Annotated in this window: 26 protein-coding genes and 1 pseudogene; 18 read left to right on the top strand and 9 right to left on the bottom strand. The window is 68.7% G+C overall.

Annotated features, from left to right (window positions below):
* Window positions 1-26: 26 nt before the first annotated feature.
* Genes ACWGIC_RS23905 through ACWGIC_RS23895 form a run of 3 tightly spaced genes read left to right on the top strand, consistent with a single transcriptional unit; the run spans window position 27 to window position 1,047 of the window.
* Window positions 27-299: a hypothetical protein gene (locus ACWGIC_RS23905; protein ID WP_452078164.1), complete on the top strand. Its 273-nt coding sequence runs from the start codon at window positions 27-29 to the stop codon at window positions 297-299.
* Window positions 296-745, top strand: coding sequence for a hypothetical protein (locus tag ACWGIC_RS23900; protein ID WP_452078163.1), 450 nt, complete (start codon window positions 296-298; stop codon window positions 743-745). Before ACWGIC_RS23905 ends, ACWGIC_RS23900 begins: the two co-directional genes overlap by 4 nt.
* Entirely contained in the window at window positions 742-1,047 is a 306-nt protein-coding gene (locus ACWGIC_RS23895) for a hypothetical protein (RefSeq protein ID WP_452078162.1), read from the top strand. The genes ACWGIC_RS23900 and ACWGIC_RS23895 overlap by 4 nt, the downstream gene beginning before the upstream one ends.
* Here the strand turns inward: ACWGIC_RS23895 and ACWGIC_RS23890 are convergent.
* Window positions 1,013-3,676 carry an AAA family ATPase gene (locus ACWGIC_RS23890; RefSeq protein WP_452078161.1) on the bottom strand — a complete coding sequence of 888 codons (2,664 nt, stop codon included), beginning with the start codon at window positions 3,674-3,676 and terminating at the stop codon, window positions 1,013-1,015. The genes ACWGIC_RS23895 and ACWGIC_RS23890 overlap by 35 nt on opposite strands.
* Before the next feature lie 146 nt (window positions 3,677-3,822).
* Here ACWGIC_RS23890 and ACWGIC_RS23885 point away from each other — a divergent pair, with 146 nt between their 5' ends.
* A complete protein-coding gene (locus ACWGIC_RS23885) occupies window positions 3,823-4,680 on the top strand; it encodes an SDR family oxidoreductase (protein WP_452078160.1) in 858 nt (285 codons plus the stop codon).
* Window positions 4,681-5,050: 370 nt separating this feature from the next.
* Window positions 5,051-6,664 (top strand): ABC-F family ATP-binding cassette domain-containing protein, encoded by a 1,614-nt coding sequence (locus ACWGIC_RS23880; protein ID WP_452078159.1) that lies wholly within the window; start codon window positions 5,051-5,053, stop codon window positions 6,662-6,664.
* Window positions 6,665-6,667: 3 nt separating this feature from the next.
* On the opposite strand, the gene ACWGIC_RS23875 is transcribed toward ACWGIC_RS23880, so the two are convergent.
* Window positions 6,668-7,963 carry an MFS transporter gene (locus ACWGIC_RS23875; RefSeq protein WP_452078158.1) on the bottom strand — a complete coding sequence of 432 codons (1,296 nt, stop codon included), beginning with the start codon at window positions 7,961-7,963 and terminating at the stop codon, window positions 6,668-6,670.
* Between the two features lie 86 nt (window positions 7,964-8,049).
* Here ACWGIC_RS23875 and ACWGIC_RS23870 point away from each other — a divergent pair, with 86 nt between their 5' ends.
* The 13 genes and pseudogenes from ACWGIC_RS23870 (at window position 8,050) to ACWGIC_RS23810 (ending at window position 19,105) form a co-directional block, all read left to right on the top strand.
* Window positions 8,050-8,418: a winged helix-turn-helix transcriptional regulator gene (locus ACWGIC_RS23870; RefSeq protein ID WP_452078157.1), complete on the top strand. Its 369-nt coding sequence runs from the start codon at window positions 8,050-8,052 to the stop codon at window positions 8,416-8,418.
* A 49-nt stretch (window positions 8,419-8,467) separates the two neighbouring features.
* On the top strand, window positions 8,468-9,406 hold the full coding sequence (locus ACWGIC_RS23865; RefSeq protein ID WP_452078156.1) for an NADP-dependent oxidoreductase: 939 nt from the start codon (window positions 8,468-8,470) through the stop codon (window positions 9,404-9,406).
* Between the two features lie 169 nt (window positions 9,407-9,575).
* A complete protein-coding gene (locus tag ACWGIC_RS23860) occupies window positions 9,576-10,508 on the top strand; it encodes an alpha/beta hydrolase (RefSeq protein ID WP_452078155.1) in 933 nt (310 codons plus the stop codon).
* 33 nt (window positions 10,509-10,541) lie between these two features.
* Window positions 10,542-10,994: a GbsR/MarR family transcriptional regulator gene (locus ACWGIC_RS23855; protein ID WP_452078154.1), complete on the top strand. Its 453-nt coding sequence runs from the start codon at window positions 10,542-10,544 to the stop codon at window positions 10,992-10,994.
* Window positions 10,995-11,003: 9 nt separating this feature from the next.
* Window positions 11,004-11,816, top strand: a complete 813-nt coding sequence (locus tag ACWGIC_RS23850; protein ID WP_452078153.1) for a class I SAM-dependent methyltransferase — start codon at window positions 11,004-11,006, stop codon at window positions 11,814-11,816.
* A gap of 62 nt (window positions 11,817-11,878) precedes the next feature.
* Window positions 11,879-12,595, top strand: a complete 717-nt coding sequence (locus ACWGIC_RS23845) for a TetR/AcrR family transcriptional regulator C-terminal domain-containing protein (protein ID WP_452078152.1) — start codon at window positions 11,879-11,881, stop codon at window positions 12,593-12,595.
* 206 nt (window positions 12,596-12,801) lie between these two features.
* The gene (locus ACWGIC_RS23840; protein ID WP_452078151.1) at window positions 12,802-14,235 is read left to right on the top strand and encodes a carboxylesterase/lipase family protein; all 1,434 of its coding nucleotides are present in this window, start codon (window positions 12,802-12,804) and stop codon (window positions 14,233-14,235) included.
* Window positions 14,232-15,134: an NADP-dependent oxidoreductase gene (locus tag ACWGIC_RS23835; RefSeq protein ID WP_452078150.1), complete on the top strand. Its 903-nt coding sequence runs from the start codon at window positions 14,232-14,234 to the stop codon at window positions 15,132-15,134. Before ACWGIC_RS23840 ends, ACWGIC_RS23835 begins: the two co-directional genes overlap by 4 nt.
* Window positions 15,135-15,165: 31 nt before the next feature.
* Entirely contained in the window at window positions 15,166-16,677 is a 1,512-nt protein-coding gene (locus tag ACWGIC_RS23830; RefSeq protein ID WP_452078149.1) for an MFS transporter, read from the top strand.
* A 42-nt stretch (window positions 16,678-16,719) separates the two neighbouring features.
* A pseudogene (locus ACWGIC_RS23825) lies at window positions 16,720-17,355 on the top strand (CocE/NonD family hydrolase); the annotation flags it as partial.
* 169 nt (window positions 17,356-17,524) lie between these two features.
* The gene (locus tag ACWGIC_RS23820; RefSeq protein ID WP_452078148.1) at window positions 17,525-17,860 is read left to right on the top strand and encodes a hypothetical protein; all 336 of its coding nucleotides are present in this window, start codon (window positions 17,525-17,527) and stop codon (window positions 17,858-17,860) included.
* Window positions 17,861-17,884: 24 nt separating this feature from the next.
* On the top strand, window positions 17,885-18,346 hold the full coding sequence (locus ACWGIC_RS23815; RefSeq protein WP_452078147.1) for a hypothetical protein: 462 nt from the start codon (window positions 17,885-17,887) through the stop codon (window positions 18,344-18,346).
* A gap of 318 nt (window positions 18,347-18,664) precedes the next feature.
* Window positions 18,665-19,105 carry a hypothetical protein gene (locus ACWGIC_RS23810; protein ID WP_452078146.1) on the top strand — a complete coding sequence of 147 codons (441 nt, stop codon included), beginning with the start codon at window positions 18,665-18,667 and terminating at the stop codon, window positions 19,103-19,105.
* Between the two features lie 112 nt (window positions 19,106-19,217).
* Here the strand turns inward: ACWGIC_RS23810 and ACWGIC_RS23805 are convergent, their stop codons facing one another.
* The 7 genes from ACWGIC_RS23805 to ACWGIC_RS23775 are packed head-to-tail and all read right to left on the bottom strand — an operon-like array spanning window position 19,218 to window position 25,188.
* Window positions 19,218-19,733 carry an SRPBCC family protein gene (locus tag ACWGIC_RS23805; protein WP_452078145.1) on the bottom strand — a complete coding sequence of 172 codons (516 nt, stop codon included), beginning with the start codon at window positions 19,731-19,733 and terminating at the stop codon, window positions 19,218-19,220.
* A gap of 20 nt (window positions 19,734-19,753) precedes the next feature.
* Window positions 19,754-20,674: a VOC family protein gene (locus ACWGIC_RS23800; protein WP_452078144.1), complete on the bottom strand. Its 921-nt coding sequence runs from the start codon at window positions 20,672-20,674 to the stop codon at window positions 19,754-19,756.
* A 1-nt stretch (window position 20,675) separates the two neighbouring features.
* A complete protein-coding gene (locus ACWGIC_RS23795) occupies window positions 20,676-21,527 on the bottom strand; it encodes a fumarylacetoacetate hydrolase family protein (RefSeq protein WP_452078143.1) in 852 nt (283 codons plus the stop codon).
* A 13-nt stretch (window positions 21,528-21,540) separates the two neighbouring features.
* Window positions 21,541-23,112 carry a linalool dehydratase/isomerase domain-containing protein gene (locus tag ACWGIC_RS23790; protein WP_452078142.1) on the bottom strand — a complete coding sequence of 524 codons (1,572 nt, stop codon included), beginning with the start codon at window positions 23,110-23,112 and terminating at the stop codon, window positions 21,541-21,543.
* Entirely contained in the window at window positions 23,109-23,657 is a 549-nt protein-coding gene (locus tag ACWGIC_RS23785; protein WP_452078141.1) for an SCO family protein, read from the bottom strand. Before ACWGIC_RS23785 ends, ACWGIC_RS23790 begins: the two co-directional genes overlap by 4 nt.
* A gap of 55 nt (window positions 23,658-23,712) precedes the next feature.
* A complete protein-coding gene (locus ACWGIC_RS23780; RefSeq protein ID WP_452078140.1) occupies window positions 23,713-24,654 on the bottom strand; it encodes a LysR substrate-binding domain-containing protein in 942 nt (313 codons plus the stop codon).
* Window positions 24,655-24,699: 45 nt separating this feature from the next.
* On the bottom strand, window positions 24,700-25,188 hold the full coding sequence (locus tag ACWGIC_RS23775; protein WP_452078139.1) for a DUF6130 family protein: 489 nt from the start codon (window positions 25,186-25,188) through the stop codon (window positions 24,700-24,702).
* Between the last annotated feature and the right edge of the window lie 314 nt (window positions 25,189-25,502).

Genomic DNA, 25,502 nt, shown 5'->3' with positions numbered 1-25,502 from the left:
CCATTGTCGGTACCTGGTTGCTGCGGATGAAAACTCCGATCGGCACCATAAAAGCTACTTACACCTTCGAGGAAACGGGCGGCGTGCTCCAGGGAAGCGCGAGCGGCGCCGGGGAAACCACGCCGCTGGCCGACCTCACGGCCTCCGGGGACCGGTTCACCTGGCGGCAGCGCATCACCCGGCCCATGCGGCTCAACCTCGACTACGACGTGACCGTCGACGGCGATTCCCTTTCCGGGGAATCCCGCGCCGGACGGCTTCCGCGCACCAGCGTGACCGGGGAGCGGATCGGCGCGTGAATGGTTTCCTGCTGTCGGTCCATGTTCTGGCGGCCATTCTCGCCATCGGCCCGGTCGCCGTCGCCGCGAGCATGTTCCCGAGCGCCGCCCGGTTGGCCTCCGACGACCCGAAGAAGGCCGTGACCCTGCGGATTCTGCACCGCACGACTCGGGTTTACGCGGTGATCGGGATCCTGGTCCCGGTCTTCGGCTTGGCGACCGGCGCGCGGATCGGCGTGCTGGGGGATGCCTGGCTGGTCGTTTCGATGACCCTGACCGTCGCCGCGGCCGGGGTGCTGATCGCTTTTATCGTGCCCGGGCAGAGACGCGTCATCGACGCGCTCGGCTCGGACCGGCCGGTGGCCGTTCGCCTGGGAATGACCACCGGGATTTTCAATCTGCTCTGGGCGGTGGTCGTGGTGCTGATGATTTACCGCCCCGGTTCGACGACGGGAGTCGGGTTGTGAGTCCTCGGCGGATTCTGGAAATCATCGGCACGGTGGAATTGGCGACGCTGGTGCTGATGCTGGGGAATGTGGCGACCGTGCACCAGCCGGAGGTCTCGCGGGTGCTGGGCCCGGTGCACGGACTGGCTTACACGGTGACGTTGATCGCCGCTGTGCTGGTGATGGGCGGCAAGCATCGGGTGTGGCTGCTGGCGCTGATTCCGGGAATCGGCGGGCTTTTGGCGTCGCGGGCCGCCCGGGCTGCCTGGGCCGCCCGCCGGGAGGAGCCTAATCCGCGTCGCGAAGATCAGGCATATCCCTGAGCTGCCTCCGTGAAGTGATACCGAGCTTCCGAAAGATATTACGCAGGTGGGCATCCACCGTCCGAGGACTGAGGAACAGCCGCGTGGCCACTTCCTTCGAGGTCGCCCCCGCGGCGACCTCGCGCGCGATGTGCATTTCCTGCATGGTCAACCGGTCGTAGGTATGCGATGAGCGGCTGCGCGCCACCTCTCCGGTAGCGCGCAGCTCATCGGCGGCTCGCCGGGTGAACGCTTCCATCCCGATCTTCGACAGCTGCTCGTGCGCGGCACGCAACTGTTCGCGCGCCTCCCGACGACGACCTGCGCGGCGCAGCCATTCCCCGTACCGCAACTGTGCCCGCGCGACCTGCACGGAAGCCGGGCTGTCAGCCAAGTACGAGAGCGCCGCGACGTAGTCGTCCTCCGCGCCGCTGACCATCGCCCGCGCACTCGCCGCGACGCCGAGCGCGAAGTTGGTGCCAGCCGGTTCCGTGCGCTCGAGCAACGCTTCCAACGCAGACTGGGCGACGGCGTCCTCGCCGCACCGAACGGCGGCTTCGATCTGCTCAGGCAGCGCGATGCCGGTAAGAAAGAGGTCGCCGCTCGCCACCGCGTTTGTCGCGGCGGTCAAGGCGGCCGGGTAGTCGCCGAGGCCGTTGTACAGCACGGCCGTCGCCCAGTGGGTGTTCGCGACCAGTTGGCCGGTGTGCCGGCCCGTAGCCTCGGCGAGCAAGTCCAGCACTTCCTGCCGCCGCCCGCGCATCGCCGCGAGATGTGCCCGCGGGTAGAGCTGCGGCAGATCGCCGAGAGCGTCGGCGATCGCTTCCTCCTCGGCGATCGCGGCCATCGCCTGTCCGAAGTTCCCGGTGAACACCGCGTGCAGTGCCGCCTGCGACAGGCCGAGCCGGACGGTCATCGGCGCTCCCGTCGACTGCCCGGTCCGCACCAGCCATTCGACGATCGTCCGGTGCAGGTCGAGGTCCCACAGTTCGCCCGCGAGCACGGTGGCCAGCGCGGGCGTGCGGGTCCAGCCCGCATCGCCGCCGGTGAGTGCCTGCCGGATGGCCGGCACCCCGGCGCGGTGTCCCTCGGCGGTCAAACGCACGAGTGCGGACAGGAGATCCGGCGGGCCTGCCGGGGGCGCGGCGTCGAGCACCCGGTCCAGCACTCCCGCGGCTCTTCCGACGACAAGCCCCATCTCCAGCGCTGCCACCAAGAACTCGCGCGACCGTTCCGGATCGCTGGCGGCGAGCTGCTGCGCGGCCCGCAGGATGAGTTCCGGACCGCGAACCGCGCCGTCCGCGCCTTGGACGAAGGCGATCTGCCCGCGCAGCAGGTCGACGCCGGCGTGCTGGGGGACGTCCAAGGTTGCGGTGTCGATACTGGCCAGAAGGTCGGCCGCAGCGTCGGTCCGGCCTGCCGCGAGTGTTGCTCGCGCGGCCGCGAGGGTGCGTTCGACCTGCTTGCCGGGGTCGAGCGACAGCGCGGCGGCGCGTTCGAGGAACGCGGCAGCGGCTGCGACACCGCCGCGGGCTTGGGCGCGGGACGCCGAGAGTTCCAGCTCCGCGGCGACCTCTTCGTCCGGCCCGGCGGTGGCCTGCGCGCGATGCCAAGCCCGCCGGTCGCCAGCGGTGTCCGGGTCGGTGGCGTCGGCCAGCGCCCGGTGCGCGGCCCGCCGCTGTTTCGGCTCAGCCGCGCGGTAAGCGGCTGAGCGAGCCAGCGGATGACAGAAGCGCACCCGCGTGTCGAAGACGATCAGCCCGGACGCCTCGGCGGCAGCGGTCGCGGCGGGCACCTCGAGATCCAGCTTCCGCGCTGCCGCCCACAACAGGCCAGGGTCGCCGGTCGGATCGGCGCTCGCGAGGATCAGCAGCTGCCGCGCGTCCGGCGGCAATTCCGCCATCCTGGCGCGGAAACTCCGCTCGATCCGGTTCGTGACCGGCGACGGGGCCGGAAGCGCGAAACCACCCGCTTTCGGCAGTTCGATCAGGGCCAGCGGGTTGCCTCGGGCCTCGGCGAGCAGGCGATCGCGCACCCGCTCGTCCAGCGTCACGGTCTTCTCCTCGGCCAGCAGAACGCGTGCCTGCGCGTCGCTCAGCCCGCCGACAGCCATCCCGGGCAGCTCGTCCAGCCCCGGGACCGGCTCCTGGTCACGGGCGGCGAACACCATCGCGATCGGTTCGGCCGAGATGCGCCTGGCCAGGAAGGTCAACGCGCGCGCCGAAGCGGCGTCCAGCCACTGCGCGTCGTCGATCACGCACAGCAGCGGACGTTCCGCCGCGGCGGCGGCCAGCAGTTCGAGCGCGGCGAGGCCGACGCGAAACGGGTCCGGGGCGCCGTCGGCCAGCCCGAAAGCGACCAGGAGCGAGTCGCGATAGAGCGTGTCGAGGTGGGCCAGGACGGGAACGCACAGCTGGTGCAGTGCCGCGAACGGCAGCTCGCCCTCGAACTCCGACCCGGACGCCCGGACGAGCTGAAACCCCTCCGCCGCCTGTTCGACGTGCTCCAGCAGGGCGCTCTTGCCGATGCCCGCTTCGCCGCGGAGGACGAGCACCCCGCCCTCGCCCCGCTTCGCCGCCCGGATCAGGGCGAGGAGCCGATCGACCTCGTCGTGCCGGCCGACGAGAGGGCGGGAGGGCATGGTGGACATGATCCGAACCTTAGGACAGGGGTAGGCGAAGTAGGTGATAGTCACCGACGCGAGCGGGGGTGTGCCCGGGCGATGGTGGGGGAAGGCCGAACAGACACCGCACAGGTCGGCCTGATGACGCTCAGCCACGGAGAGGACACTCTGCAATGGACCACCCGGCAATGGACACAGTGCTCGTCACCGGCGCTACCGGCACGGTCGGTTCCGCCTTGATTCCCGCCTTGCAAGCGCGTGGCGCCGCCGTCCGCGCCATGACCCGGGGCCGTTCCGTCGAAGGCGTCGAGACTGTCGTCGCCGACCTGCATGACCCGACCTCGGTCGCCGCGGCGCTGAAGGGGGTCGACGCCGTCTTCCTCAACAGCCCCTCGGCGCCCGACGCCGCCGCGCTCCAGATCCAGTTCGCCGACCTGGCTCGCGACGCCGGGGTCACCCGGTTCGTGCTGCTCTCCCAATACGCGGCCCGCGCGGGGTCTCCGGTGCGCTTTCTGCGCTGGCACGCGGAAGTCGAAGCTCACGTCGAGAAAATCGGCCTCGACTACACCGTGCTCCGGCCCAACCTCTACCTGCAGGCGTTGCGCAGCTTCTCCGCCACCATCGCGCAAGGGTTCTTCGCGGCGCCCATCGGCGACGCGGCCGTCAGCGCGATCGATACCAGAGATATCTCAGCTGCCGCCGCTGCCGTACTGACCAGCACCGGACACACCGGCCGCACCTACACCCTCACCGGTCCGCGCGCCGTGACCCACGCTCAGATCGCCGAGGCGCTTTCCGCTGCCACCGGCCGGGAAATCGCCTTCCGCGACGTGCCCGCGGACCAGTTCGCCGCCGCGCTGACCGGCTTGCTTCCGCCGTGGCAGATCGAGGGGCTCATCGAGGATTACGCCCACTACGCCCGCGGCGAGGCCGCCGAGGTGCACACGTCGGTAGCCGACCTCACCGGACGCCCCGCTCGCGACGTCACCGAATTCGCTCGCGACTACGCCGACGCGTTCGTGGTGCGCTGAAAGGGAGAGGCAGTTCGACGCGGTTCCGTCAAGGTGCGCGTCATCGGTCCCGATTTCGGCGGGAAGCACGATTGCGGTGCCGCTGCGGCGCTCGGGACGCACCGGCAGCGCCGCCTCTGGCAAACGCGACAGTTGTGGCGTTAATCGCTCGCGCCCGGCCGGTTCGCCTGGTAAACTGACGTCAACTGCTGCCGTTCATCGGAGAAGGACTTTGCTCTTCTGAGGTTCAGAGACACCGCGACCCGGGGTTTTCCGCCCGTCGCGAGCCTGGCCTTGGATGACGGCAGCCGCCTCCTCGCGCGGTTGTGCTGAGCCGCCGGTGCCGCGGTGTCTCCACGTTCTTGTCCACTGCGAACGGGGAGTCACGCCTATGTCTTCATCCATTGTTTCTTCGTCCATTGTGTGCTCGGACCTGAGCTTCGCCTGGCCGGACGGGGAGGTCGTCTTCGACCGGTTGACCCTGGCGATCGGGGAGGGCCGCACCGGGCTGATCGGGCTGAACGGTTCGGGGAAATCCACCCTGCTCAAACTGATCGCCGGCGAGCTGCGGCCTGCCTCGGGCTCGATCAGCGTGTCCGGCGAACTCGGCTACCTGCCGCAAAACCTGATCCTCGCCTCCGAACGCCGCGTGGACGAGGTGCTCGGGCTGGCCGGGGTCCGGGCCGCGCTCGCCGCGATCGAACGCGGGGAGGCCGACGAACGTCATTTCGCCACCGTTGGCGACCAGTGGGACGTCGAGGAACGCACCCGCGCGACGCTCGATCAGCTCGGCCTCGCGCACGTCGCCCTGGACGCGCGGGCGGGGGAGCTGTCGGGCGGCGAACTGATCCTGCTCGGCCTGGCCGCGCAGTTCCTCCGGCGGCCGGACGTGCTCGTGCTCGACGAACCGACCAACAACCTGGACCGGCGGGCCCGGCAACGGGTCGGCGAGGCGGTCCGGGCCTGGAAAGGCGTGCTGGTCCTGGTATCTCACGATCGCGAGTTGCTGCGGCACGTCGACCGGATCGGCGAGCTCCGGGCCGGGGAGGTGACCTTCTACGGCGGCGATCTGGACGACTACGAGGCGGCGGTCGCCGTCGAACAGGAGGCGGCCGAGCGGACGGTGCGCGCTGCCGAGTCGGATCTCAAACGGCAGAAACGGGAGCTGGCCGAGGCGCGGGTGAAACTGGACCGGCGGGCCCGCTACGGCCGGAAACAGTGGGAAAACAAGCGCGAGCCCAAGGTCCGGATGCGCAAACGGCAGGAGGACGCGGAAATCGCGGCGGGCAAGCACCGCACCATGCACGTCGGCAAGGTGACGGAGGCGCAAGACCGGCTGAAGGAGGCCGAGGACGCGGTCCGCGCCGACGCCGAGATCCGGATCGATCTGCCGGAAACCTCGGTGCCGTCCGGGAAGGAAGTGCTCACTCTGTCCGATGTGGAGCTTCGGAACGGGCTCGCGGTGAACCTCGCGCTGCGCGGGCCGGAGCGGATCGCGCTGGTCGGGCCGAACGGTTCCGGCAAAACCACGTTGCTGCGAACGATCACCGGGGCGATCGAGCCGCGAGCCGGGACGGTCAAGGTCCCGGTGCCGGTGCGCTGGTTGCCGCAACGGCTCGATCTGCTGGACGACACGTTGTCCGCCGCGCAGAACGTGGCGCGGGCGGCTCCTGCCGCGTCGGACAACGAGATCCGCGCTCAGCTCGCGCGGTTCCTGTTGCGCGGCAGCCGGGCGGACCAGCCAGCCGGAAGCCTTTCCGGCGGAGAACGTTTCCGGGCAACGCTGGCGACGTTGCTCCTGGCGGAACCGGCGCCGCAACTGCTGTTGCTGGACGAGCCCACCAACAACCTGGACCTGGCCAGCGTGCGGCAACTGTCGCAAGCACTGAAGTCTTACGCCGGTGCTCTCATCGTGGCCAGCCATGATGTCCCGTTCCTGCGCACTATCGGGGCAACGAGATGGGTGCAGCTCGGGTCCACTGTGGAGGAAATCGAGCCGGGGTAGCGGTCAGCGGAGTGCTGTGAGGAGCGTGACCGCAGCCGCCGCGATCAGCGCGGCGGCGAACCCCGTTCCGTCACTGAGGTTGGCGATCGTGCTGAACACGGCGACACCACCGCCCGCGCCGATGGCGAAACCCGCTTCCTGGGTCGCCCCGGCCGCCCCGGCGTGCTCGACGGTCGCAGCTTCGAACAACGCGGTGGTCGCCAACGTGCCGATCGCGCCGTAGCCGAAGCCGACCAGCGCGACAGGAAACACTGTGTGGCTCAACGGAATCGCCGCTAGTCCGACAGCTTGAAGAGCCAGCGCGATGGACGTCGACGTCCGGCTGCGCAGCCAGTTCAGGCTGAACGGCGCGACCACTCCGCCGACCGCGGTGGCCACGGCCTGGGGCGCGAGCGCGAAACCGGCCTCGATGGGCGTACGCCCTTGCGCGTGCTGAAGTTCGAGGCTGACGAGATAGAGGCAGGCAGCGGCCGTCGCGGCGGAAACCACGATCCGCGCGAACGCCGACGCGAAACCCGGCCGCAGAAAGAGCCGGACTTCCAGCAGCGGTTCCCGGAGCCGAAGTTGCCTGCGCACGAACACTATCCCGGCGACCGCGCCCGTTGCGGCGAACACCGCCCCGCGCAACGGTGCGGTGGTAGTTTCCTGTAGCCCGTAGACGATCCCGCCGATCGCCACCACTGACCACGGCAGACTCGGGATGTCCCACCCGGCAGCAGTCTGGCCGGCGGTTTCGGGCAGCAACCACATCGCCAGCGCCATCGTGAGCACCGCGAGCGGTACCAGCGCGAGGAAAACCCAGCGCCAGCCAGGACCGTCCGTCAGCAATCCGCCGACGACCGGTCCCAGCGCGTTGCCCGCTCCCAGCACCGTGACCCACATTCCGTTGGCGAAGGCGAGATCCCGCCCGGAAAAGAGCGACCCGATCGTGCCGACGACCCCGGCCAGAATCAGCGCGCCGGCCACCCCGAGCACACCGCGGCACACAATGAGCAAAGCCGCACTGGTGGCGGCCGCGGCCACCGCGTTGAACACGGCCAGTGCGCTCAATCCCAGCAGCAGCAAGCGTTTCCGCCCGTACCGGTCGCCAGCCCGAGCCGCTCCGATCATCGCGACGGCCAGCGCGAGCGGGTACCCGTCGACGATCCACGCCCGCGCCGGCGCGGGCACCTGGAGTTCGGAAGCGATTCGCGGCAGCGCGGTGGTGACCATGCCGAGGGCGAGACTTCCGCCGAGTACCCCGGCCAGCAAGGGAATCAGAACGAGCCCGCGCCGCGGCCCCACCCGGGTGAACGCCATGCGACGATCGTGTCCGGACACCCCCAGCATCGACAAGTACGGACTTTGCCGTCCAGTACTGACCGATTGGATAGTGAGGAGGCCGGATGCGCCCGCAAACGGAAAAGGCCGTACGCGCGTGGCGGACGACCTGTGCCGCCGAAATCACGACGATGGTGCTGGGCGGGGCGTGGAAGCCGAGCATCCTGCACGCGCTGGCCGAACACGGCGTGCTCCGCTTCGGCGAACTGTCGCGTCAGCTGCCGGATCTCACCGACCGTGTCCTGACCCGTCAACTACGCGAACTGGAAGCCGACGGCCTGCTGCGCCGGGTGGTATACCCGCAGGTGCCGCCGAAGGTCGAATACAGCCTGACGGAGCTGGGCGAGAACGCGCAGGAGGTGCTGAACGCGATGGCGGAGTGGGGCCGGTCCTACGCCGAGGACCGGAAACCCGGCCGTCATGGCACCGAGTGACATCGGCGCGCTATGGTGATGTCACCTGATGACATCACGGAGGTTCGGCATGGCGACGGCGAAGCGCATCCAGTATCACCAGTACGGCGGCCCGGAGACGATGCGGCTGGAAGATTTCGAACCGGCCCGCCCCGGTGACGGTGAGGTGCTGGTCAGAGTGCGAGCCGCGGCCGCCAATCCGATGGACTGGGGGATTCGCAACGGAAACCTGGAACCGGTGACCGGCCAGCGCTTCCCGCGCGGGTTGGGGCACGACTTCGCGGGGGTCGTCGAGGCGGTCGGCCGGGGTGTCACGCGGCTCAGCGTTGGCGACGAAGTGTGCGGCGGGGCGCAGATCATCGATTCCGGGGCATTCGCCGAGGTGGTTGTCGCGGAGGCGAAAGGCGTGGTGAAAAAGCCCGCGGGTCTTTCTTTCGAGGAGGCCGCCGCACTCCCGACGGTCGGTCTCACCGCCTTTCAAGCTCTGATTCGTGCTGGAGGGCTGCGATCCGGGCAGAGCGTTTTTGTGCACGGCTGCCTCGGCGGAGTGGGCCGGTCTGCAGTCCAGATCGCGTTGGAGCACAACGCTTTGGTGGGCGGCAGTTGTCGCCCTGTCACGGCCAGGGACGCGCGTGATCTCGGAGTGGAACCGATTGTCGAGTTCGATTTCGATCCGGAACCGCTCAGTGGACGGTTCGATATCGTCCTCGACACCGCTGGCACTCTTCCGTTCGAAGCTGCGCGAACGCTGGTGAAGCCTGGCGGCCGCATTCTCGACATCAATCCCACGTCGGAGAAGTTCGCGCGAAGTGTCCAGCCGGGGCCTTTTCAGGTCGTGATCGCCCAGCCGGTTACGGAGGATCTCGAGGAAGTCGCGCGAGCCGCCGAGCGGGGCGCGTTGCGGTTGCCGGTCGCCCGGGCGGTCCCGCTTTCCGGCGCGATCGCGGCGCTTGCCGAGCTTGAACGCGACGGCACGCCCAAGGGCGGAAAGCTCGTCATCGTGCCTTGATCCTTCCTTGGCGCAGAGTGCGTCCACCGGCTCGGTGCCACGCCAGCCGTCGACAGTGCTGGTCACGCCTCGTTCTCCCGTGCTGCTCAGCCTCAGCGATCCGAAGAGGGTTGACGTTGCTAGTTGTTTCAGTGCAGACTGAAATAACTAGCAACAAGGAGGGGCAGTCATGCATCCTGAACAGGTGAGCTTCACCAGCCTCGGCACCCGGTGCGCCGGCGATCTGTACCTGCCGGACGTCGAAGGCCCGGTTCCTGGCCTGGTGCTGGGGCACAGCGGGGTGATGGTCAAGGAAGCGCTGGCCGTGTTCGCGCCGTACTTCGTGCGCGCCGGGTTCGCGGTGCTCGCGATTGATTACCGGACGGTCGGCGGCAGCGAGGGGGAGCCGCGCGGCCAGGACTATCCGGAACGGCAGGCGGAGGACTTCCGCAGCGCGATCTCGTATCTGCAGCAGCGGCCGGAGATCGACGCGGAACGGATCGGGCTGTGGGGAGTCAGCATCGGCGGCTCGGTCGCGGTGCAGGCCGCCGTGCTCGACCGGCGTGCGAAGTGTGTCGTGGTGCAGAGCCCCAGCGTGTGGAACGGATGGCGGTATCTGGAACGGCTCGTCGGCTGGGCCGGGGTGCGCGCGGTGCGCGATCAGCTCGACGAGGACTGGCAGCGCCGGTACGAGGGCGAGGCCAGCGCCAGGGTCCCGCATCTGCGGCTCGGGGACAGCGTGCAGGACGCGCCGGACATCGCCGCGGAGATGTTTCCCGCGTACCGCAACGAAAAAACGCTCGACTCGACCGAGCATCTGCTCACCTTCGCGCCGGAAGAGCTGATCCACCGGCTGGCCCCGACGCCGCTGCTGATGATCGCGAACGGCGGCTGGGATCCCTACCACGTGCTCGAGGAGGCGCAGAGCGCGTTCGCCAAGGCAGGCGAGCCGAAACGGCTTGAGGTGCTGCCCTACGACGTGCTCGGCCTCTACACCGGACCCGGCCTCGACGAAGCGATGGCACTGGCCGTGGACTGGTTCGACCAGCACCTTCGCCGGGCCTCGCAGGCAGGCGTCACCCCGGTGCCTCCCCGAGGGGCGGGGGCCGTCATGACAGAGTGACGGGTCCGGAGAGCAGGTCGAGGAGGACGCGGGATGTCCAATCAGGACAAGCAGGCCGAGGTGCTGCAGTGGGTCGAGCGGGTGGCGACGTTTTGCGTAGAGGAATGGGCGCTCCCGCCGATCACCGGGCGCATCCTCGGCCTGCTGATGATCTGCGATCCGCCTGAGCAGTCCGCGGGCCAGATCGCCGACACGATCCAGGCCAGCCGCGCCTCGCTGACGTCGAACATGCGCTTCCTGACCACTATCGGGCTCATCCGCAAGGTCCGCGTCCCCGGCGACCGCACCACTTACTACCGCATCGAAGACGATGCCTGGCACAAGGTCGTCCAGCGCAAGCTGGACAGCCTCGCCGCCTTCGGCGACATCGCCGACGAGGGCGCGAAACTCGCCGGGGGCGGGCCGAACACCGAACGCATCCGCGCCGCGCAGCGGTCCCTGACCTGGCTGCGCGACCTCGCCGCGCGCAATCCCCTGAAAACGTAAGGACTTTCCGTGTCACGCTTGCGTCTCGACCTGGATCCGCTCCGGGAGACCCTGCTGCTCACCCTCTACGCGAGGGCCCTGGACTCCCAGTCGCCGCGCCCTATCCTCGGCGACGTGCGCTCGGCCCGCGTCGCCGAGGAGATCGACTACGATTTCGCCCGGCTGAAGCTCAAGCCCAGCCTCGTCTGCGGCACCGCCCTGCGGGCCAAGAAACTCGACGAGGCGGTCCGGGCGTTCGTGGCCCTCCACCCGGACGCGGTCGTGCTCGACCTCGGCTGCGGTCTCGACACCCGGATGCTCCGCTGCGCCCCGCCCGGCGGCGTCGACTGGTACGACGTCGACTTCCCGGACGTCGTCGCCCTGCGATCCCAATTCCTCCCGGAGACATCTCAGTGCGTGGGCGCTGACCTGACCACCTCGGGCTGGCTCGACCCGCTGCCGCGCGACCGGCCGGCCATGATCGTCGCCGAGGGCGTGCTGCCTTTCCTGCCGGGCGACGCGTTCCAGCGGATGGCGCGGCAGCTGACCGCGCATTTCGGCACGGGGGAGCTGGCGCTCAACGGCTACACCCGGTTCGCCGCCTGGTCGATGAAGTACCACCCGACGATCAAGGCCATCGGGATCAGCGCCGCGCAGGGGTTCGACGACGCGCGCGAGCCGGAGAAGTGGCAGGCCGGTCTGACTCTCGTCGACGAGCAATTGCTGACCCGCGCTCCCGAGGTCGGCGATTTTCCGCAGCCGCTGCGGGCGGTGACCCGGATGATGGGGTGCAGCACCGCGCTGTCCCGGCAGGGCACCCGGGTGCTCCGGTACCGGTTCTAGCCTCGTCTGGGCGAACAGTGTTCGGCGAACGAACGCTCACCGCTTCGAGATAGGGTGAGCCGGTGGACCCCAAGGAACGGCGCGCGGCCCGGCACCAGCCGGCGAAACCCGGAACCAGCCCCAAACCCCGGCGGCGCACGGTGCCGATCACCGTCGAGCAGGTCGTCGACGCCGCGTTGGAGATCATCGCCGCCGAGGGGTACGAGGCGCTGTCCATGCGCCGCGTGGCCGACGCGCTGAATACCGGTCCCGCCTCGCTGTACGCGCACGTGGTCAACAAGACCGATCTCGACGAGCTGCTCGTCGCGCGGCTGAGCGCGAAAATCGCCCTGCCGGAGCCGGACGGCGAGAACTGGCGCGAGCAGATCCGCGACGTGTGCGTCCAGCTGCGCGATCTGTACCTCGCCTACCCCGGGATCTCCAGCGCCGCGTTCGCGGTCGCGCCCACCGGCCTCGACACCGCGCGGCTCAACGAAGGGATGCTGGCGATCCTGCTGAACGGCGGCGTCCCGGCGCAGGCCGCCGCTTGGGGGGTCGACGCCCTGCTGCTCTACGTCGCCGCCTACTGCCTTGAGACGTCGATCGTGCATCGGCGGGTGGAGGAGAAGGACGCGGTGTGGGTCGTCGGGCGGGACGAGATGCAGCGCCGGCTCGCTTCGTTGCCCGCGGAGGAATTTCCTTATACCGCACGTCATGCGGTCGAGATCACTGCCGGCGAGGGGCATGATCGGTTCGACTTCGCGCTCGACGTGCTGATCGACGGTCTGGCGCGCCGGTAGTCGACGGCCTGCTCGGCTAGCCCCGTCCGCGCGATCGCGGGCGGGGCTCATTTCGTTCGTCGGTGGGCGGGCGGCTTGACCGCCGCCGATAGGCCCCTGACCAGCTGAGATATCAACCTTCCTGCCCTGCGTGCCTCTCTGGGACCCCCCCTTCGGCGGCCTGGCGTTCGTTGACAAGAACACTGTTCGTTGATAGAACGGCGTTCGTGGACAACCTGACAGACCGGCCGGTGGCGACGACCTCCCACGGTCGGGTTCGCGGCACGACCGAGGGCGCCGTCGCGGTCTTCCGCGGCGTTCCCTTCGCCGCGCCGCCCGTGGGCGACTTGCGCTTCGCTGCACCTCAGCCGCCCCGCGCCTGGGAGAACGTCCTCGACGCCTCGGGCTTCGGGCCGATCCCGGCCCAGGCGGAAGTGCCCTCGTCTGTCCTGGCGCCGCCGCCGAGCCCACCCGACGACGGGCGCGGCTGTCTCACCGCGAACGTCTGGACCGTCGATCTCTCCGGCGACCGGCCGGTCATGGTGTGGGTTCACGGCGGCGGCTACCTCGCCGGAAGCTCGGCTGATCCGGTGTACGACGGGGCGGTCCTCGCCGAAGAGGGTGTCGTCGTGGTGACCTTCAACTACCGCGTCGGTGTCGAAGGCTTCGGGCAGATCATCGGTGCCCCGGCGAACCGCGGTCTGCTGGACCAGGTCGCGGCGCTCGAATGGGTCCGGGACAACGCGGCCGCGTTCGGCGGAGATCCGGACCAGGTCACGGTCTTCGGCCAATCCGCAGGCGGGGGCGGGGTGGCCGCGTTGCTCGCGATGCCGCGCGCGGCGGGTGTGGGAACCGAAGCCACCGTCGAGGGCCTTCGTAAGATCTCACCGGCCGCACTTGTCACGGCAGTCGACGCGCTTGATATGCGTGAGTACGCCGAACGCTGGGCCGCATTCGCGTACGCGGTGGCACCGTTCTCACCGGTCGTTGACGGCGACATTCTTCCTGCCACGCCTTGGCAAGCCCTGCGAGACGGTGCTTCCCGAGACGTCGAACTGATCGTCGGGCACACCCGCGACGAGTTCCGGAAGATGCTCGCCGGACGCGGAATGCTCGGGCGAGTCACCGCGGAAATGGCGAAGGAAGCACTCGCCGCGTTAGCGCCGGACGCCGAGGCTTACCGCGCGGCCTTCCCGGAAGCGACGCCTGAGCAGCTCTTCGAAACGCTCCATTCCGACTGGCTGTTCCGCATGCCCTTGGCGAACCTCGCCCGGGACCACGCCGGCCGCTCGTACCTGTACGAGTTCGTTCTCGAAGCGCCCGGGTCCGGCGGTGCGCTGGGTGCCTGCCACGGTGCCGACGTCGCGCTGACCTTCGGCAACCTGGCGGGGCCGCTGGTCGAGAAAATGCTTGGGCCGCAACCGAATGCCGAACTCGCCGCGGTCTCGGCGGCGATGAGAGCGGCGTGGACCGCCTTCGCGCGCGGCGAAGGTCCCGGCTGGCGCGCGTTCGACGACGAGGAGACGACCTGGGTGATCGGCGCCGGCCCGATCGTGCGGCCTTATCCCGAACAGCTGTCCGCGAACTTGTGGGCAGGTCACGAATTCCCCGTCCTGCCTCTTCAATCCCCGGCCTCGGGCCGGAAAGGGAGCACCTCATGAAATCCGTCCGGTTCAGCAGCTTCGGCGGCCCGGAAGTCCTCGAGATCGCGGACGTCCCGGACCCGCACCCGGGTCCCGGCGAGGTCCGGATCTCCGTGCGCGCGGCCGGGATCAACGCGAGCGACTGGAAGAAACGCCAGGGCCTGATGGACCAGGAACTCCCGCAGACCATGGGCTACGAAGCGGCGGGCGTGGTGGACGAACTCGGCGAGGGCGTCACGGACGTCGAGATCGGCGACCGGGTGTACGGATTCGCTGCTTCCGTTGGCGCGCAAGCAGAATTGACCGTGCTGTTCTGCTACGAGCCCATCCCGCCGTCGCTGAGTTTCGCCGAGGCCGCCGCCCTGCCAGCCGCAGCCGAGACCGCCGCGCGTGCGCTTGACCAGCTCGGTGTCGGGAGCGGCGCTATGGTGCTTGTGAACGGTGCTTCCGGCAGTGTCGGCAGCGCCGCGGTTCAGCTTGCCGTAGCCCGCGGAGCACGTGTGATCGGCACGGGAAGCGCTGCCACACATGACTTTCTGCGCTCCCTCTGTGCCGAACCCGTCGCCTACGGCCCTGGTATGTCAGACCGGGTGCGCGCGCTCGCGCCGGACGGAGTCGACTTGGCGCTGGACGTCGCCGGAAGCGGTGTCCTGCCGGAGCTGATCCAGCTCACCGGCGGCCCCGAGCACGTCATCACCATCGCCGACTTCGCCGGTGCCGAGCAGTACGGCGTGCGGTTCAGCCGCGGCGACGGCGGACACGCGCTCTACGTGATATCTCAGCTCGGCGAGCTGATCGAAGCCGGCAAGTTCACCCTGCCCGTCGGGCAGACGTTCCCGCTGACCGAAGTCGCCGAAGCGCACCGGGTCGGCGAATCGGGCCGCGTACGGGGAAAGCTCGTGCTGCTTCCCGGCTGACGGGCCCCTCTCCCTCAATCGAGAGAACTTCATGAATCCTGATCTCTCGCCGACCGGCACCGTCCCGTCGGCCCCTTCCAGCGCGCCCGGAAACGCCGTGCGCCACAAGCATCGCTGGCTGGCGCTCGTCGTGCTGAGCCTCGCCCAGCTGATGGACATCCTCGACTCCACCATCGTCAACATCGCCCTTCCGAGCGTGCAGCACGACCTCGGTTTCCCCGCCGATTACCGGCAATGGGTGCTGACCGGCTACGCACTCGCGTTCGGCAGCCTCCTGCTCCTCGGCGGCCGGCTTTCCGACTACTTCGGCCGGAAGCGGTTGTTCCTCATCGGTGTCGGCGGTTTCGCGCTCGCGTCGGCGGTCGGCGGCGCCGCCGGGAACTTCGCGACCCTGCTGGCCGCGAGAATCGGCCAAGGCGTGTTCGCCGCGCTGCTCGCGCCAGCCGTGTTGTCCTTGCTGTCCATCACTTTCGCCGACGATCCGAAGGAACGCGGCCGCGCGTTCGGGATCTTCGGCGCGATCTCCGGCGCGGGCGGAGCGGTGGGCTTGCTGCTGGGCGGCGTTCTCACGCAAGGACTTTCGTGGCGGTGGTGTCTCTACGTCAACCTGATCATCGCCGCCGTCGCCTTCGTCGGCGGGCTGATTCTCCTCCGCGACGGCGATCGGCCCCAGCGGGTCCGGCTCGACGTCGCGGGCACGGCCGCCGTGGTGCTCGGCCTGATCGGAATCGTCTTCGGCCTCGGCACCGCGGAACGGAACGGCTGGCACGACCTCCGGACGTTCGGGCCGGTGCTCGCGGGCGTCGTGCTCATCGCCGCCTTCGTGGTCATCGAACGCCGCGCCGCCCATCCGCTGCTGCCGCTGCGGGTGGTCCTCGACCGGGTGCGCGGAGCGGCGTACCTGACCTTGGCCATCACCGGGACCGGGATGTTCGCGGTGTTCCTGTTCCTCACCTTCTACCTCGCGAACACGCTGGGGTTCAGCCCGCTGCAGACCGGGGCGGCGTTTCTCCCGATGATCGGCCTGGTGATGGCGGGTGCGATGTTCTCCGGTGCGGTGCTCCTGCCGCGCTGGGGGCCTCAGCCGCTCGTCCCGCTGGGATGTCTCCTCGCCGCTGTTGGCATGGTTCTGCTGACCGGAATCGGGGCGGACTCGAGCTACGCGGCGAACATCCTGCCCGCGCTGCTGGTCACCGGAGCGGGCTTCGGGTTCATCTTCGGCCCGGTGCAGAACGCCGCGACCAGCGGCGTCCGGCAGCACGACGCCGGGGTGGCGTCCGCACTGGTGACGACGGCCCAGCAGATCGGCGGGTCCATCGGCACCGCGGTGTTCAGCTCGATCGCGACGTCCGCGATCGGCGGATACCTGGCCGCGCACCCCTCGACCGCGACCCGGCCGGAGACTGTCGCCGAGGCGGCCTTCTCCGGATACCACCTGGTGTTCTGGATCGCGGCGGCGGTTTTCCTCAGCGGGGCGGCAGTGGCCGCACTCCTGTTCCGGCGCGGGCCGTTGCCCGCTGGCCCGCAGCCTGCTGAGATGTGAACGCTAGCCTGGTCGTATGGCAGAGACCCGAACTGGAGGCCGTACCGCCCGGAACGGTGGGTCCCGGAGGGTTACGTGTGCGTGCGGATCGACGTGCGCGGCACCGGCGGCAGCGAAGGGGCAATCGACTTCTTCTCGCAGCGGGAGGCGCAAGACCTCTACGAGGCGATCGAATGGGCCGGCGTCCAGGACTGGAGCAACGGCAACGTCGGCATGCTCGGCATTTCGTACCTCGCGACCAATCAATGGCTGGCCGCCGCGCTTTCCCCGCCGCATCTCAAAGCCATCTGCCCCTGGGAAGGCGCGTCCGACTATTTCCGCGAATACACCCACCACGGCGGGATCCCGACGGAATTCATGCCCAGCTGGGCTCCGAACCAGGTGCTGCGCGTCCAGCACGGCCGCGAAGCCTCGCCGGTCAACCCGAACACCGGCCGCCGGGTCTCCGGGAAACCCGTGCGCACCGGGGAAGAACTGGCGGCGGCTGCGATCCGGATCTCCGACGTCCTGCTCGAACGGCCGGTCGTAGACAACGGCCGCGAGGTGCGGGGCAGCGGTGCGTACTGGCACGAACTCCCGGGCGACCGCGACCGAGCCGTGTACGACGGACGGACTACTTTGCACAGCAAGGAAAACCAGCGTCCTCAGCTGCTGCTGCCTCGAATTCCGGAGGCCTGACCGCGCACACTTCGCGAACCGGTGTCATCCACCGAACCCGCGGAACCGCCGGTTTTCGCGAAGCACCAGACGCCGCCCTCGCGCTGGGCGGCGTCTGGTCGCGGAGACGCCTGGACAGGGCATCGCGTGCGGTTCTACCGTAAGGAGTTCCAAATCTGGGGGTGGGGTCATGATCCGACGCTCCATCGGAGTGCTCGGCGTGCTGGGGCTGGCCGGGATCGGGCTGGCGGCGCCTGCTTCGGCCACGTCGCAGCTGACTCTCGAGCCGAACTCGGGTGCGCCCGGCGATCCGGTGACGATGAGCTGGCAGTGCAGCAAGGAAGACGGCCCGGTGCGTCAGCTGTGGTCCAACGTGCTCACTGGTTTCCCGGCCAACCCGAACACCTACGTCGGCACGGCACAGGCGACCGTGCGGCCGGACGTGACTCCCCAGGGGAACGGGAATTACTGGGTGTCGCTGGACTGTCAGCACTCCTATTCGATCCTGCCGTTCACCGTCCGCTGAGCCGAGCGGCCTAGACTCGGCCGCATGACAGGGCACCGGCTTCTCGCTTTCCTCCGCGAGCTGTCGGCGACCACCACATGGACGGTGGTCGCCGACGACGCTTCGGTGAGATGGCAGCTCGCCGGGTTGACGTGGCAGGCCACGGTGATCGTCGATCCGCGGCGCTGGCTCGGGCTGGAGTTCGCGGCACAGGATCCGGAGACCGGCAAACGCGTCACCTACGACATCGACACCGATCTGTACGACATCTCGCAGGACAGCCAGCGCGAGTTCGCGGCGGAGATCGAACGCGACATCGTCGAGTTTCTCGGCAACCTGCGGAGCGGCTCGATGCTGCGCGGAACTGACGAGGCGAAGCCGGTGCTCGTCTTTCCGCTCGACGGCTCCTGGGTCCGCGTCGTCCGGGGGCGTTTCTGGACCAGCGCGTCCACGCACGCCGACGTCGCCAAGGCGCGGGAGCGCGGCGACTACGTCGTGGTGCGGTGACGGCGCTGCTGGTATTTCACCGGGCTGCCGTCGCGGCCGCGGGCCGTCGTCCGGGAAACGACAGCGGCAGTCGTAAAATGGTTCTCGCGCGACAGCCCCGATTCCCGCTATCATTTCCGGGCTGACGTCGGCCTGTCGGGGGTCTGGCCCAGAAGGAGGTCGTAATCCCCGTCCTTGGTCAATCCGGCTGGAAAGCGGCGAAATGCGGTGCGGCCGAAAGAATGAACTGCCGTGCTCCGAACGGCCGCGCCCACGACCGAGTCGGGTTAATCCCTTTTTTCTGTGTTGTGCCGAGCATGGAGTGGGTGAGCAGCTGTTATGAGAAAAGCTATTGTCGCGGCGTTGTGTGTTCTCGGTCTGGTGGCGACGAGCGCTTCCGCGAGCGCCGATCCGGCGCCGTCGAGCACCGTGAGCATCACGCCTACGACCGTCGCGCCAGGGGCGGCCTTGACCTTCTCGGCGACCCTGTCGAACGCGGACGCCGACCCGTTGAAAGGCGGGAAGCTGGGCTTGGACGTGGCGAACGGCGCGATCAATCAGCTCCTGGACGTCAGCACTTGCGCGCTGTGCTACCAGGCCGGGAACACCATTCGCTACGACGTGGGCGACGTCCCGCTCAACGGCAGCAAAACCTTCACCTTCTCGATCGGGGTTTCCGCCAACGCGCAGCCCGGCCAGTATGTGATTGAACACCAGTTCGTCGGCGACAATTACTCCTACGAGACCTTGGAAGGGCCGACGGTCACCGTCTCCCGGTAGCGAGCGGGAGCACTCCGCCCAGCGCAAAGTCCGCGCGGGGAACCCTGAGGAAATCCGATTCCCTCAGGGTTCCCCGCACGGACGTCGACCACAACAGCGGTCAACCGCGGAATTACGCCGCGGTGCCCTCGATGTGCGCCTTCAGCAGTTCCAGTCCGGGCTGGATGCGCGCCGAGTCCTCGACCGGGTGCGGACCGGCCGGTTCGGTGGGCGGGACCAGACGCTCGAACAGGCGGCAGAACAGGGTCGTCCCGTCGCCGAGGTCGAAGGTGGTGAAGGTGGCGATCGCGTGCATCGCCGGCGCGAGGGTTCCGTCGTCGAGCACGTCGCGGCCGACCACTGTCCAGAGCTTGCCCGGGACGCGTGCGACGACGGTGTACAGCTTCGGCTTTTCGTTCAGGTCCGGCACGATGGTTTCGAGCAGCTCGTCGCCGAGTTCCGCCGGGACGTCCGCGGTGCCGCGCCGCACCTCGGTCCCGGTCGCCATCGGCAGCCACTTCGGCAGGTTCGACCAGGTGGTGACCCAGTCGTACACCTCCTGTGCCGGGCGGTTGACCACGATGCGGTTTTCGACGAAGCGGATGTTCAGGTTGTCCGGGATCTGCGGAACGTACAGTGCGGTGGTCATGCTTTTTCTCCTTTTCGGGGTTATTTGGAAGAATGCTGTCCGGTCATGAGCGCGCCGAGGTCGTCCGGTTCGAGGAACGACGGCGGCGGGGGCGGGCCCCAGCTGAACAGGCCTTGCGCGCCTTCGAAAACCTCCGGCGTCCAGATCTCGTCCTCGGGGATGCAGTCCATGTCGGCGTAGTACTCGCTGAAGTTCCCCGCCGGGTCTTTGAGATACCAGAAGAAATTGGAACCCGCGTGATGGCGGCCGAGGCCCCAGATGTGCCGCTCGGGGCGTCCCTTGAGCATCGCGGCGGCGCCGCGGCCGACGTCGTCGATGTCGTCGACCTGCCACGACGTGTGGTGCAGGAAGTTCACCGGAGCCGCGAGCGCCAGCACGTTGTGGTGATCGACCGAGCAGCGCAGGAACGCGCCTTTGTGCCCGATGTAGTCGCTGACCTTGAACCCGAGTGCTTCGGTGAAGAACCGCATGGTGGCGTCGAGATCAGTGGTGCCCACCACGCAGTGCCCGAGTTTTTTCGGCCGGATCGGGCTGTCGCGCAGCACGCCGGGCGCGCGGCCGAACCGCTCGATGCGGCCAGGCCCGTTGTACGGCGTGGCCAGGACCGGCTCCTGCACGATCCGCGGCGAAATCTCGACCCGGACGGTGAAACCGGAGACCGGTTCGATCGCGCAGACGGCGGTGCCGGTCTCAGTGCTGACTACGCCGAGCCGGTTCAGCCGCGCCGCGGTCCGTGCGATGTCGTCGGCGTCGTCGACCCCGACGCCGAGTTCGAGCAGCTGCCGGTAAGGCGCGTGCCGGACGCGCAGCTGTTCGCCGCCTTCGAGGGTGGTGAAGGACCCGTCGCCGACGTGCGTGAGCCCGAACTCGGCGTAGTAGGCAATGGTTTCCTCGACGTTCGGGACGCCCATCGTGACGCGGGTCAGCCGGTGCATTCCCATGTCAGTCCTCCCGCGCGGCGAAGAAGGTCTGCCGCATTTCGCCGAGGCCTTCGATCCAGCTGACCAGTTCTTCCCCGGCCCGCAGGAACCGTTGCGGCGTACGGCCGACGCCGACTCCGGCCGGGGTTCCGGTGAAGACGAGGTCGCCCGGGTACAGGGTGATCGTCTGCGAGAGTGCGGAAATCAGCTTCCCGACCGGGTAGATCAGTTCGCGAGTGCGGCCGTCCTGCACGGTCTCGCCGTCGACCGCGCACCCGAGCGCGAGGTCGTCGCGGTCCGCCAGCTCGTCCGGCGTGACCAGCCACGGCCCGACCGGCGCGAAGTTCGGGAAAGACTTGCCGAGGCTGAATTGCGGGGCCGGGCCGGCCAGCTGCGAGACGCGCTCGGAGAGGTCCTGCCCGATCGTCACCCCGGCAAGGTGGTCCCACGCTTCGGATTCCTCGACGCGATGGGCCGTTCGTCCGACGACCGCGACGAGTTCCACCTCCCAGTCGACGTTGCCGCCCGGCGGCAGGACGACCTCGGTGTCGGGACCGGCCAGCGCGGAAACGAATTTGGTGAAGACCGGAGGAAGGCCGTCGGGCGCGGCGAAACCGGACTCCGCGGCATGGTCGTCGTAGTTGAGCCCGATCGCGACGATCTGCTGCGGGGCGGGGGAGGGCGGGCTCAGCTGGGCGCGGGTGAAGACGACGTCGGGTTCGGCGGTGAGGTTCTTCGCCCACGCCTGGAATTCGGTCCAGTTCCGGTAGACGGAGCCGAGGCCGAAGAGGCCGCCCGACGCCTTGGCGACGTCGATTCCCTTGTCCTCGGCGGTCAGCAGGACGGCCCGGCCGTCCACATTGGCCAGTTTCACGGTTGTCTCTTTCCTAGAAGCAGAGCGTCAGGTTGGTCCGGACTCGAAGCGGGAGACTGACGACGAGGTCGTTCCCCTCGGTCCGGGTGCGCAGGCCGGGCGATCCCGTCCCGGCTGAATCGGCGGCGAGCACGTCGTCGCGGAACAGCGTCCACGGCCGGTCGGCGTTGCCGATCCGCAGCGTCACGTCGGACTGTTTCCCGGCCACCGGCCGCAAGGTCAGTGCCAGCAACGACTTTTCCCGGTCGTACCAGGCGCGGAGAAGTTCGGCCGTTCCCTCGATCCCGGTCACGGCGGGTTCCCGGAAGTGTTCTGCTGTCCACGGGTGGTGATACATCTTCCACAGCCCGTCGGCGACGTTCAGCCGGGCATAGCCGAGCATCGCGTTGCCGGTCAGCCGGTCCATGAAGATCATGTTGCCGTTCTCGTCGAACGACCGGTCCTCGCGCGGATAGAACAGGCCCCCGTTCTCCCAGGTCGGATTCAGGTAAGCGTCGGCGTAGCCGAGGAGGCCGCGCAGGTTCTCGTGGTCGCCGACCTCGGCCATGCAGGCCGCGACGTAGCCGAAAGCCGGGGCGCGCCAGGCGAAATCCAGGTCGCGGGTGAACTCCGGTTCCCGGCCGGCGTGCCGGGCCGTGCGGGCTTCCAGCGCCGCGGTCGGTTCGGCGAGGGTGACCAGGCCGTCCGGGGTGCGCCGGATCTCGTCGCGGATCTGGTCCGGGTAGAGCCGGTGCACGAGGTCGCGGCTCCAGGCGTTCAGGTTCAGCGCCGTCCAGGCGTTGCCGCCGCCTTCCAGGGGCATTTCCGGGCGGTTCTGCTCGACCAGCCAGAGCCGCCAGTACTCGCCGTACTCGTTGAGGATGCCCCGTTCGTCCCACGCCGCCTGGTAGGCCTGGGTGACCTCCTCGGCGACCGACGTGCCTTTGCGCAGGTCGAGGAACCGGAAGCCGAGGATCGGGAACTGGTTGCAGACGAGGAAAAGGCAGTTGGGTTCGCAGACGATGCCGTACCAGCCCTGTTCGGCCATCTGCCAGTACAGGTTGTCGGCGAGCGAGCTGAGCGAGTACTCGTAGATCTCGGCGCCCAGTCCTTGGAACAACGGGTCCCAGCGGAAGGAAAGCGCCCCTTCGCGGTCGTATTGGTCGCTGTCGAACAGCATGCTGTGCATGCCGAGCATCGCGAAGAACCGGCCGCTGTACATGATGTTTTCTTTGACGACCGGGTCGCGCCAGCCTTCGCGCAACTGCGTGATGTCCGGGTTGTTGCGCCGGCTTCCCCGGCTGGTCTCGCGCCAATACGCCCACACTTCCGGAAGCTGCATTTTCCGGATGATCTCTTCGAATGTCGGACGGAACGCACCGGGTGCGGCGGGAAGGTGGTGGAAATGCGCGAAACCCAGCGTGTAGGCCATTTGGGTCAGCTGGTAGCGGTAGGCGTCGGTCCATTCCTGGCCCCACAGCATGCTGCCCATGTTCGCCCATTCGTTGTCCTGCTGGGCGATCAGATTGCGCACATGCTGGACGTGGCCTGCTTGTTTGTCGTCGAGCGCGGGATACCCCGAGATGTCCGGGGCCGTCAGCGTCACCGCGTCTCCAAAAAGGACTCGAGCGCGGCGGCGATGTCCTTGCTGTCCACCGGATCCACGAAGTGGGTGAGGTATTCGCCCGCCGGGCCCATGAGGTAGGTGAACGCGCTGTGCGGCGTCCGGTAGCCGTCGGGGTCGTCGACGCGCCGGGAGTGCACGTGGTAGGCCTTCTTCGCCGACTCGATTTCCGCGGCGGGCCCGGTGAGCCCGGTGATCCGCGGATGGTTCGCCTTCAGAAAAGTGCGCATAACCTCCGGGGTGTCGCGTTCCGGATCGACCGTGACATAAAGGGCCTGCACGCGATCCGCGAGATCGCCGAGTCGGTCGAGTGCCTGGTCGATCCGGGCCAACGCGGGCGGGCAGAAAGTCCGGCAATGCGTGAAACCGAAAAAGACGAGGAGGTATTTGCCGAAATAGGAAAGCTCGGTGACCGGAGTGCCGGAATCGTCGATCAGCCGGAAACTTCCGCCGACTGTCGGAACCGGGCGCGTAATTGTCGCGGAACCGGATCCGGGAGGGGTGCAGCAGGAGGAATTCATTTCCATGACTCACACGCTAGAAGGCGTGGTCATGCCCGTCCAATGCCGCGTTGGCGCTTGGCTATGCCGGTTGGGTATAGCCGCTGACGGCCGCCCGGATCTCGGCCGCCACCTCGTCCAGTTTCCGCACCATGAGCAGCATCGTCGGGGTGAGCTGCCTGCCCGCGGGCAGCGTGACGCCGACCGATTCCACGATGCCGAGGTCGATCGGCAGCGCGGCCAGCTCCGGTTCGGTCTCGGCGACCAGCTGCGGCATCACGACCAGGGTGTCGGTCTCCAGCGCGATGGCGCGCACGGCGAGGAACGAACCGCATTCGATGCGGTTGGCCGGGGTCGAGAGGCCGCGGCTCAGGAGGTGCTCCTCCAGCTGCCGCCGCTGCGGGTTGTCGGCGGGCGGCATCGACCAGAGTTCGCCGGTCAGGTCGGCGATCGTGAGCCCCGGCCGCCGGTGCGCGGGATGCTGGCGGCGCGCCACCACGCGAGCGGGCTCGTAGTAGAGGTGGTGCTGGCGCAGCCGGTCGTTGTTCGCCGGTTCGAGCGTGCCGACGACCAGGTCGACGTCGCCCGCGAGCAGCGCCTCGTGCAGCGCGTCCGGGCCGGCGTGCCGGATGACGACGGTCAGATCGGGGGCGACGGCTTTCACCCGCGCGACCGCGCGGGGCAGCAGCACGCTCGCCCCGGCGAAGAAGGCGCCGATCGTGACGGTGCCGGCGTGGCCGTCGACCAGCTCTTCGAGATGCCGCCCGGCCTGGCGGAGTTCGGCGAGCACCGCCCTGGCGTGGTCGACGAAGACCTCGCCGAACAGCGTCGCGGTCATCCCGCGCGGGCTGCGCTCGAACAGTTCGACCTTGAGGATCGACTCGAGTTCGCGCAGCCCGCGGGTCAGCACCGGCTGGGTCACGTGCAGCCGTTCGCCCGCGGCGACCAGCGAGCCCTGTTCGGCGATCGCCACGACGTACCGCAGATGCCGCAGCTTGAGCCTGCCGTCGGCGAGATCGGTCATCGGGAACGCTCGGCTGGTCGCATGCGACCGATTGTGCCGGTCCGCTCAGTGGTGGCCGCCCACCGGCACGACGAAACTGACGGTTTTGCTGTCCATGACCTTGTGCGTCGGGTCGGCCAGCCCGATCCACACCTTGTGCGGGCCGGGCGACAGCGCCTGGATGATCAGCGGTTCGCCGCTGCCGTCGGCCCAGTGCCACGGCGCGTCGTCGACCGTGACGTGGATGTGGCCGATGCGCGGGGAGACGTCGAGCGCGGCCGGGCCGTAGACCGGGACGATACGCAGGTTTTCCGCCCGGTAGCGCAGAACGACGAGCCCCTTCGCGAGCTGTTCCGGCAGCGGGGCGTCGACGACGAGCGAGGGCGGTGGCTGGGTGGCCAGCGGCACGACGGGGGCGGACGGCCAGCTCGCTGCGGTGGCGGGCGGCGGGGCTGCCGCCGGGGCGGGGGCGGTCGCCGGGGTCGCGGAGGCGGAGCACGCGGTCGCCAGCAGGGCGACCGAGCCGAGGACAGCGGTGCGGAGGAAATGAGGCATAGAACGAAAGTTAGGTCGGCGATGATGATCTTCGCGTCTGTCGGATGACCTCATCGCTGTACGTCACCGGTCAGTCGGGCTCGGTGAGGTTCACGGCTGAAGGCGGGCTGGTCCATCGCGAAGATGGGGCCGAATGGACCGAAGTTCTCCTGTGGCACAGGAACAGCTGAACCTCGTCGCGCCGGACGCTTGTGCCCGGTGCGACGAGGTTCAGGGAAGTGGGGGGGGCGGGCGGGGGGGGGGGGGGGCGCGGGGCCACGCCCGCGGCCTCATTAAAAAAAACAGAACACCCCACAAAAAACACAACGCTCTAA

Source organism: Amycolatopsis sp. NPDC054798 (assembly GCF_053611505.1).
Note: the sequence above shows the minus strand (reverse complement) of the source record. Positions and strands in the feature narration are given on the sequence as shown.